General features: G+C 69.8%; 8 protein-coding genes. 4 read left to right on the top strand and 4 right to left on the bottom strand.

Annotation, left to right across the window (positions count from 1 at the left end; genetic code table 11):
- Positions 1–217: hypothetical protein (locus VGE38_RS03635; protein ID WP_331141177.1), on the bottom strand; the 217-nt coding region annotated here is incomplete at its 3' end.
- A 69-nt stretch (positions 218–286) separates the two neighbouring features.
- On the opposite strand from VGE38_RS03635, the gene lipB reads away from it, so the two are divergent.
- Genes lipB through VGE38_RS03620 form a run of 3 tightly spaced genes read left to right on the top strand, consistent with a single transcriptional unit; the run spans position 287 to position 2,755 of the window.
- Positions 287–1,006: a lipoyl(octanoyl) transferase LipB gene (lipB, locus tag VGE38_RS03630; RefSeq protein ID WP_331141176.1), complete on the top strand. Its 720-nt coding sequence runs from the start codon at positions 287–289 to the stop codon at positions 1,004–1,006.
- Positions 1,007–1,055: 49 nt separating this feature from the next.
- Positions 1,056–2,009, top strand: coding sequence for a lipoyl synthase (gene lipA / locus VGE38_RS03625; RefSeq protein ID WP_331141175.1), 954 nt, complete (start codon positions 1,056–1,058; stop codon positions 2,007–2,009).
- 41 nt (positions 2,010–2,050) lie between these two features.
- A complete protein-coding gene (locus VGE38_RS03620) occupies positions 2,051–2,755 on the top strand; it encodes a DUF4191 domain-containing protein (protein ID WP_331141174.1) in 705 nt (234 codons plus the stop codon).
- Between the two features lie 59 nt (positions 2,756–2,814).
- On the opposite strand, the gene VGE38_RS03615 is transcribed toward VGE38_RS03620, so the two are convergent.
- From VGE38_RS03615 to VGE38_RS03605, 3 genes are all read right to left on the bottom strand, one after another.
- Complete coding sequence (locus tag VGE38_RS03615) at positions 2,815–3,468, bottom strand: hypothetical protein (RefSeq protein ID WP_331141173.1); 654 nt, start codon at positions 3,466–3,468, stop codon at positions 2,815–2,817.
- 146 nt (positions 3,469–3,614) lie between these two features.
- Entirely contained in the window at positions 3,615–4,325 is a 711-nt protein-coding gene (locus VGE38_RS03610; RefSeq protein WP_331141172.1) for a hypothetical protein, read from the bottom strand.
- Positions 4,326–4,347: 22 nt separating this feature from the next.
- Complete coding sequence (locus tag VGE38_RS03605; protein WP_331141171.1) at positions 4,348–4,785, bottom strand: RDD family protein; 438 nt, start codon at positions 4,783–4,785, stop codon at positions 4,348–4,350.
- A gap of 193 nt (positions 4,786–4,978) precedes the next feature.
- Here VGE38_RS03605 and glnA point away from each other — a divergent pair, with 193 nt between their 5' ends.
- Complete coding sequence (gene glnA / locus VGE38_RS03600) at positions 4,979–6,391, top strand: type I glutamate--ammonia ligase (RefSeq protein ID WP_331141170.1); 1,413 nt, start codon at positions 4,979–4,981, stop codon at positions 6,389–6,391.
- The last annotated feature ends 53 nt before the right edge of the window (positions 6,392–6,444 follow it).

The following is a 6,444-nucleotide window of genomic DNA, read 5'->3' as shown; positions in this document are numbered from 1 at the left end:
CGCCGGCCGCCCAGGCGGCGGCGCGGGCCCGGTCCCACGTGCGCAGCACCCGTGCGGCCGAGGCGGCCGCCCGGTCCGGGGCCGTGACCGGACCGTTCGCCTGGGCAGTCGAGGGGGCGGCGTCCGGCGCACCGGACGGCTCCGTGACCACCAGCGCACCCAGCACGACGACGCCGGTCAGGCCGGTCGAGACGAGCAGCAGATGGAAGGGGCGCACCGCCCCATCGTGCGCCGGGAGCGGCCGTCGCCGCCGGGCTCGTCCACAGGCGGGAGTACCCTCGAATCCGTGAGCGACCTGCGGTTCGAGAGCCTCGGCAGCATCGACTACCTCGAGGCATGGGAGCTGCAGAAGCAGGTCCATGCCGAGGTGGTGGCCCGCACCCGGCCCGACACCGTGCTGCTCCTCGAGCACCCGCCGGTCTACACCGCCGGCAAGCGCACCGACCCGCACGAGCGGCCGGTCGACACCGCCGGCGCGCCCGTCGTCGACGTGGACCGCGGCGGCAAGATCACCTTCCACGGCCCCGGCCAGCTGGTCGCCTACCCGATCGTGCGGCTGCCCGAGCACGTCAAGGTCGTCGACTTCGTGCGCCGGCTCGAGGAGGCGATGATCCGCACCTGCGCCGCCTACGGCGTCACGACCGCGCGGGTGCCGGGCCGCAGCGGCGTCTGGCTCAAGGAGGACGCGCGCGGCCCCGAGCGCAAGGTCGGCGCCATCGGCCTGCGGGTCAGCAAGGGCGTGACGATGCACGGCATCGCGCTCAACTGCGACGTGTCGCTGGACTGGTACGACCGGTTCGTCCCGTGCGGCATCTCCGACGCGGGCGTCACCACGCTGAGCGTGGAGACCGGCCGCGACGTCCCCGTCGCCGAGGTTCTGCCGGTGCTGACCGACCAGCTCGCGGCGTACCTCGCCTGGGAGCCGTACGACGCGACCCCCGACTACGACCCCAAGCCCGAGCCGCCCCGCGGGCCGCGCATCGAGCTGCTCACACCCACGGTCTGACGCCCGGCCCGAATCGGGGCGGCGACCTGCCCCGGCGTACCCTGGACGGGTGACGACCGCGCCCGCACCTGAAGGCCGCAAGCTCCTCCGACTGGAGGTCCGCAACTCGGAGACCCCGATCGAGCGGAAGCCGGAGTGGATCAAGACCCGCGCCAAGATGGGTCCCGAGTACAAGCACCTCCAGAGCCTCGTGAAGTCCGAGGGACTCCACACCGTGTGCCAGGAGGCCGGCTGTCCCAACATCTTCGAGTGCTGGGAGGACCGGGAGGCGACGTTCCTCATCGGCGGCGACCAGTGCACCCGCCGCTGCGACTTCTGCCAGATCGACACCGGCAAGCCGCAGCCGCTGGACCGCGACGAGCCGCGCCGGGTCGCGGAGTCGGTCCAGACGATGGGCCTGCGCTACGCCACCATCACCGGCGTCGCCCGCGACGACCTGCCCGACGGCGGCGCCTGGCTGTACGCCGAGACCGTGCGCGCGATCCACGAGCTCAACCCCGGCACGGGCGTGGAGAACCTCATCCCCGACTTCAACGGCCGCCCGGAGCTGCTCCAGGAGGTCTTCGAGTCCCGGCCCGAGGTGCTCGCGCACAACGTCGAGACGGTGCCGCGGATCTTCAAGCGGATCCGCCCGGCGTTCCGCTACGAGCGGTCGCTGGACGTGCTGACCCAGGCCCGCGCGTTCGGCCTGGTGACCAAGTCCAACCTGATCCTCGGCATGGGCGAGACCCGCGAGGAGGTCTCCCAGGCGCTGCGCGACCTGCACGAGGCCGGGTGCGAGCTGGTCACGATCACGCAGTACCTGCGCCCCAGCGTCCGGCACCACCCGGTGGAGCGCTGGGTGAAGCCGGAGGAGTTCGTCGAGCTCGCGGCCGAGGCCGAGGAGATCGGCTTCTCCGGCGTGCTGTCCGGCCCGCTCGTGCGTTCGTCGTACCGCGCCGGTCGCCTGTACCGTCAGGCCGTCGAGAGCCGCGGCGCCGCGCACGCCGTGCCGCTGGCCTGACTCCCCGCCCACCGTTCGACGTTCGAAGAAGGACTCACCGCATGTCCCAGCTCGACCCGAGCAGCATGAGCCGGCGCCAGCAGTTCGCCGAGACCTACCGGATGACCAAGCAGGCCGACCCGACGGTCGGGCTGTGGGTGCTGGGCGCGTTCGTCCTCGGCGCGGCCATCGGCTTCGGCCTGTTCTGGATCCTGCCGGGCTCCGGCATCCTCGGCTGGGTCATGTCGGTCGTCGGCGCGCTGCTCCTCGGCGCGCTGGCGGCGATGATCCTCTTCGGCCGCCGCGCCCAGCGTGCGGCGTACCAGCGCATGGACGGACAGCCCGGCGCCGCCGCCGCGGCCCTCGGCATGCTGCGCCGGGGCTGGAAGCTCGAGCCGGTCGTGGCGTTCAACAAGCAGCAGGACGTCGTCCACCGCGTCGTGGGCCCGCCCGGCATCGTGCTGGTCGGCGAGGGCAACCCCTCCCGCGTCAAGGCGCTGCTGGCGAGCGAGCGGCGCAAGCACGAGCGCGTCGTCACCGACGCCCCCGTGCACGAGGTGCAGTGCGGCAACGCCGAGGGTCAGGTCCCGCTGGGCAAGCTGGTGCGCACCGTCACCAAGCTCGGACGCCAGGTCAAGCCGGCCCAGATGACCGACATCCTCAACCGGCTCAAGGCGCTCGACGCCGTGACCGGCAAGGTCCCGATGCCGAAGGGCCCCGTGCCGACCTCGATGAAGGGCATGCGCGGGAACCTGCGCGGCCGCTGAGCGTCGCTCGGCGTACGTCGGCCAGCACCAGCACCAGCACCAGCAACAGCCGGCCGCCGTCAGGCCGACGGACTCGCGCTCGGCGTCGCCATGATGCGCGCGGCCGGCGGGGCCTGGATGTCGACGTCCTTGCCCCAGTCGGTCCAGGTCACCTCGACCCTGGGCAGCCAGCCCGTCAGGGACATCCGCTGCAGCAGCTGGTCGGGGCCGAGATAGAAGTCGACGGCTCGGTCGTCCTCGGCGAACCGGAAGTGGCCGCCGCCCAGGTCCTTGCCGTCCTTGAACGTCTTGACCTCCTCCAGGATCTCGCTCGGATCGAGCCCGTAGACACTGAGGTCGAACGATTCCTCGTCGAGCATCGTGAACTTGTCGTCGTTCTGGTTCTTCTGGTGCGCGTACATGGCGCCGTCGGCCACGATCAGGCGGGCCCGGGGCTGCCTGGGCTCCTTGATGGTCAGGTCGACCTCCGGCGCATCCGAGCTGAAGTCCACCTCACCGGACCCGGTGCCCTTGGTGGCCGGCAGTGCCATCTCCACGTGGGCGCCTCCCAGGGCGAGGCTCTTCTCGAGCAGTCCGTCCAGCGTCTGCGCGGCGGGGCTCGGGCTCCGGGATGCGCTCGTGTCCGCGGGCTCCTTGTCAGCGTCGTCGCTGCAGCCCGCCAGTGCCAACAGGCAGACGGCGGCGGTAGCGAGCCGGGTGCGGTGGGCCTTCATCGGTTGCCTCCTGCGACGTGGTCCAGACATGGGGTCCAACGGTGTGCAGGGCCACCGTAGCGGCGCATCAGGCAGGTTGAGGCACGTTGTCGTCAACTACCGGCACGAAGTTGTGACAGATTGACCAGCTTGTCAGCCGCCGGAGCTCAGCGCAGGGGCTGCCCGTTCGGCATCTCGATGGTGTCCTCCCTGGCCGGAGCCTCGATGTCGACGTCCTTGCCCCAGTCGGTGTAGGTCATCTCGACCTCGGCACCACCGGAGTCGAGCAGCATCCGCTCGATCAGACCGTCGTCGCCGACGAACACGTCGACGGTGGCCTCCTGCTGGCGGTAGCGGTAGTGCCCGTCGCCGAGATCCTCGCCGCCCTCCAGCGCACGGAGCTGGTCGACCATCCGGGACGGATCGAACCCGGTCATCTGGCCGGCCTGTGCGGCGTCGCTCCTCATGAACTTGTCGCCGTGGGTGCCCATCCGCACGTAGAGCACGTCGTCGACCATGATCATCCGGGCCTCCTGGCCCGACATCGTCATCGTGATGTCCATCGCGGGCGAACCCGACGACAGGTCCATGTCGCCCTCGGCCCTCATCTGCTCGCCCATCGTCATCGTGACGTGGGCGGTCCGGCCCTTCTCGAGGGCGTCGGCGAGGACGTTCCCGACCCGGGTGTCGCCGCTGGCCGTCGTCTCGGCAGGCGCGGTCGCCTCGGTGGCGTCCTGGGTGGCGTCCTGGGTGGCATCGGTGCTCGCGGAGGCGGAAGCCGGCTCCGGCTCGTCGTCGCCGCCACAGCCGGCCAGCGTCAGCGTGAGTACGGCGGCACCGGCCGCCAGCGCGCGGGTGGTGCTCCGACGACCTGGCATGGCTTCCTCCTCGGCTACCGGTCTACCGCGGCGCCTGCCGCGCTCGGTAGGTCTCCAGTGTCACGGTAGCCGTGCCGGCGGCGAGGTCGTGCAGTCCGCGGCCATCGGGCTTGAAGACGAGCGGCGGGACGACCGCGATCACGAGGACCTGACGGGCCAGGGACCGCAGCAGGTCCAGCGGTCTGCCGCTGCCGTCCACGCGGACCGTGCGCAGCCGCGTGGCCAGCTTGCCGAACGAGCCGCCGACCGTCGCGGTGAGCACGGTGGACTCCACGACGTACACCGCGAGCACCCACCACGATCCGGTCGCGTCGGGCTGGTCGGCGAGGAAGCCGCCGACCAGCGGCAGCACCTGTGGGCCGACGACGAAGGCGACGACCAGCGACGAGGCCAGCCAGTCCACCAACAGGGCGAGGAATCGGCGCGCCCAGGAGGCGGTCGGGAAGCTCGGTTCGATCACGGCCGCAACCCTAGACAGGGCTCAGTTGGACACCCATCACGGGCAACCTGTTACATGACGGAAACACTTCCGACACGGTCGCGCAACTGCCCCCGGCTACCGTGCAGGCACGAGTCGCAGCACCGTCGCTGCCGTTCCACGCTCTACCACTCAGCGGGCTGTCGTGACACAGGTCAGCAGCCAAGGAGGATGCATGTTCAGCACCGATGATGAGCTGCTCAAGTTCATCAAGGACGAGGGCGTCGAGTTCGTCGACATCCGTTTCGTCGACCTGCCCGGCATCATGCAGCACTTCACGGTGCCGGTCTCGACGTTCAACCTGGAGCCGATGGCGTTCGATGGTTCGTCCATCCGCGGCTTCCAGACCATCCACGAGTCCGACATGGCGCTGCACCCCGACGTCACGACGGCGTACATCGACCCGTTCCGCACCGCGAAGACCCTCGCGCTGATGTACTTCGTGCACGACCCGATCACGGGCGAGGCCTACTCGCGGGACCCGCGCAACATCGCGCGCAAGGCGCTGGCGTACCTGTCCACCACCGGCATCGGTGACACCGCGTTCTTCGCGCCCGAGGCCGAGTTCTTCATCTTCGACAACGTCCGCTTCGGCACGGCGCAGAACACCGGCTTCTACGAGGTCAACTCCTACGCCGGCGCCTGGAACACCGGCGACTCGTTCGAGAACGACAACCGCGGCTACAAGGTGAAGTACAAGGGCGGCTACTTCCCCGTCTCCCCCACCGACCACTTCGCCGACCTGCGCGACGTGATGGTCAAGAACCTCGAGAACGGCGGGCTGCTCGTCGAGCGCGCCCACCACGAGGTCGGCACCGCCGGTCAGGCGGAGATCAACTACAAGTTCGACACGCTGCTCAAGGCCGCGGACGATGTCATGAAGTTCAAGTACATCATCCGCAACACCGCCTGGCAGGCCGGCAAGACCGTCACCTTCATGCCGAAGCCGGTCTTCGGCGACAACGGCTCGGGCATGCACGTGCACCAGTCGATCTGGAACAACGGCGAGCCGCTGTTCTACGACGAGTCCGGCTACGGCGGCCTCTCCGACGTCGCCCGCTGGTACGTCGGCGGCATCCTCAAGCACGCCTCGTCGCTGCTGGCCTTCACCAACCCGACGGTGAACTCCTACCACCGCCTGGTGCCCGGCTTCGAGGCCCCGATCTCGCTGGTCTACTCCTCGCGGAACCGCTCGGCCGCCGTCCGGATCCCGATCACCGGCTCCAACGCGAAGGCCAAGCGCATCGAGACCCGGTTCCCCGACCCGTCGTCGAACCCGTACCTCGCCTTCTCCGCGCTGCTGCTCGCCGGCATCGACGGCATCAAGAACAAGATCGAGCCGCCCGCGCCGATCGACAAGGACATCTACGAGCTCCCGCCGGACGAGATGGCCGAGATCGACCAGGTCCCCACCTCGCTCAGCGCGGTGCTGGACCGGCTCGAGGCCGACCACGACTTCCTCACCGTGGGCGACGTCTTCACCTCGGACCTGATCGAGACCTGGATCCAGTGGAAGCGTGAGAACGAGATCCTGCCCGTGCAGCTGCGGCCCCACCCGCACGAGTTCGAGCTGTACTACGACATCTGAAAATGGCAGGGCGCTGACCTGCTGCGATAGGTAGGAAACGGCCTCTCACCTGC

Origin of the sequence: Nocardioides sp. (assembly GCF_036405735.1) — a bacterium.
Classification (GTDB): Bacteria; Actinomycetota; Actinomycetes; order Propionibacteriales; family Nocardioidaceae; genus Nocardioides.
The sequence above is the reverse complement of the archived record's forward strand: the minus strand, read 5'-3'. Positions and strand labels throughout refer to the sequence as shown.